This is a genomic window from Sphaerospermopsis aphanizomenoides BCCUSP55 (assembly GCF_001586785.1).
Classification (GTDB): domain Bacteria; phylum Cyanobacteriota; class Cyanobacteriia; order Cyanobacteriales; family Nostocaceae; genus Sphaerospermopsis_A; species Sphaerospermopsis_A aphanizomenoides_A.
This window is the reverse complement of the sequence record NZ_LUFH02000239.1, coordinates 2,490-4,814: the sequence shown is the minus strand read 5'-3', so window position 1 is coordinate 4,814 and position 2,325 is coordinate 2,490. Positions and strand designations below refer to the sequence as shown.

The window sequence follows — 2,325 nt, the reverse complement described above, 5'->3', positions numbered from 1 at the left end:
TATGCTTAACACATGCAAGTCGAACGGAATCTTAGGATTTAGTGGCGGACGGGTGAGTAACGCGTGAGAATTTGGCTTCAGGTCGGGGACAACAGTTGGAAACGACTGCTAATACCGGATATGCCGAAAGGTGAAAGGCTTGCTGCCTGAAGATAAGCTCGCGTCTGATTAGCTAGTTGGTGGGGTAAGAGCCTACCAAGGCGACGATCAGTAGCTGGTCTGAGAGGATGATCAGCCACACTGGGACTGAGACACGGCCCAGACTCCTACGGGAGGCAGCAGTGGGGAATTTTCCGCAATGGGCGAAAGCCTGACGGAGCAATACCGCGTGAGGGAGGAAGGCTCTTGGGTCGTAAACCTCTTTTCTCAAGGAAGAAAAAAATGACGGTACTTGAGGAATAAGCATCGGCTAACTCCGTGCCAGCAGCCGCGGTAATACGGAGGATGCAAGCGTTATCCGGAATGATTGGGCGTAAAGGGTCCGCAGGTGGTGCTGTAAGTCTGCTGTTAAAGAGTCTAGCTCAACTAGATAAAAGCAGTGGAAACTACAGGACTAGAGTGCGTTCGGGGCAGAAGGAATTCCTGGTGTAGCGGTGAAATGCGTAGATATCAGGAAGAACACCGGTGGCGAAAGCGTTCTGCTAGGCCGCAACTGACACTGAGGGACGAAAGCTAGGGGAGCGAATGGGATTAGATACCCCAGTAGTCCTAGCCGTAAACGATGGATACTAGGCGTGGCTTGTATCGACCCGAGCCGTGCCGGAGCTAACGCGTTAAGTATCCCGCCTGGGGAGTACGCACGCAAGTGTGAAACTCAAAGGAATTGACGGGGGCCCGCACAAGCGGTGGAGTATGTGGTTTAATTCGATGCAACGCGAAGAACCTTACCAAGACTTGACATGGCGCGAATCTTTCTGAAAGGAGAGAGTGCCTTCGGGAGCGCGCACACAGGTGGTGCATGGCTGTCGTCAGCTCGTGTCGTGAGATGTTGGGTTAAGTCCCGCAACGAGCGCAACCCTCGTTTTTAGTTGCCAGCATTAAGTTGGGCACTCTAGAGAGACTGCCGGTGACAAACCGGAGGAAGGTGAGGATGACGTCAAGTCAGCATGCCCCTTACGTCTTGGGCTACACACGTACTACAATGCTACGGACAAAGGGCAGCAAGCTAGCGATAGCAAGCAAATCTCATAAACCGTAGCTCAGTTCAGATCGAAGGCTGCAACTCGCCTTCGTGAAGGAGGAATCGCTAGTAATTGCAGGTCAGCATACTGCAGTGAATTCGTTCCCGGGCCTTGTACACACCGCCCGTCACACCATGGAAGTTGGTCACGCCCGAAGTCATTACCCCAACCGTTTGGAGGGGGATGCCTAAGGTAGGACTGGTGACTGGGGTGAAGTCGTAACAAGGTAGCCGTACCGGAAGGTGTGGCTGGATCACCTCCTTTTTAGGGAGACCTAATCCATTGCAGAAATCGAAAACATTCAGTGATTAGATTCTCAATTGGTCTATCCTAGGTCGGTCACAGGACTTGGAAAGGGCTTTCAAACTATGATTTGGTTCATGTAAGGGCTATTAGCTCAGGTGGTTAGAGCGCACCCCTGATAAGGGTGAGGTCCCTGGTTCGAGTCCAGGATGGCCCACCTGAAGCAAGTCAAAAGTTAGAAGTCAAAAGTCAAAATTAACTATTTTAGTTTTGAATTTTGAATTTTGAATTTTGAATTGTTTTTGGGGGTTTAGCTCAGTTGGTAGAGCGCCTGCTTTGCAAGCAGGATGTCAGCGGTTCGAGTCCGCTAACCTCCACATTTGGATAAAAATTCAGCAACTGTGGCTATAAAGAGTAGATAGTACAGACTGCTGGATGATACCAGCCAGAACCTTGAAAACTGCATAGTAACGCGAAAGAGAAAGCAGGCAGACACAGACATTCCCAAGAATGGAAGTGAATGCAAAAAGTGGTCAAGCTAATAAGGGCTAATGGTGGATACCTAGGCACACAGAGGCGAAGAAGGACGTGGTTACCGACGAAAAGCTCCGGGGAGTTGGAAGCAAACTATGAGCCGGAGATATCCGAATGGGGCAACCCAGTATACTACCTGCTGAATATATAGGCAGGAAAGAGCCAACCCAGCGAATTGAAACATCTTAGTAGCTGGAGGAAAAGAAATCAAAAGAGATTCCCTCAGTAGTGGTGAGCGAAAGGGGAAGAGCCTAAACCAACGGGTTTACCTGTTGGGGTAGTGGGACAGCGATATCGAATCCCAGAGACTAGACGAAGCAGCTAAATACTGCACCAGAGGAGGTGAAAGTCCTGTAGTCGAAAGTTG

At 50.2% G+C, this 2,325-nt stretch carries 2 tRNA genes and 2 rRNA genes (1 of these 4 cut by a window edge); all 4 read left to right on the top strand.

Annotation, left to right across the window (positions count from 1 at the left end):
- A 16S ribosomal RNA gene (locus A0J48_RS26565) occupies window positions 1-1,445 on the top strand; the annotation flags it as partial.
- A gap of 122 nt (window positions 1,446-1,567) precedes the next feature.
- Window positions 1,568-1,641, top strand: a tRNA-Ile gene (locus tag A0J48_RS26560).
- Window positions 1,642-1,728: 87 nt separating this feature from the next.
- Window positions 1,729-1,801, top strand: a tRNA-Ala gene (locus tag A0J48_RS26555).
- 154 nt (window positions 1,802-1,955) lie between these two features.
- Window positions 1,956-2,325: ribosomal RNA gene (locus A0J48_RS26550) — 23S ribosomal RNA — on the top strand (its annotated part continues 2,489 nt past the right edge of the window); the annotation flags it as partial.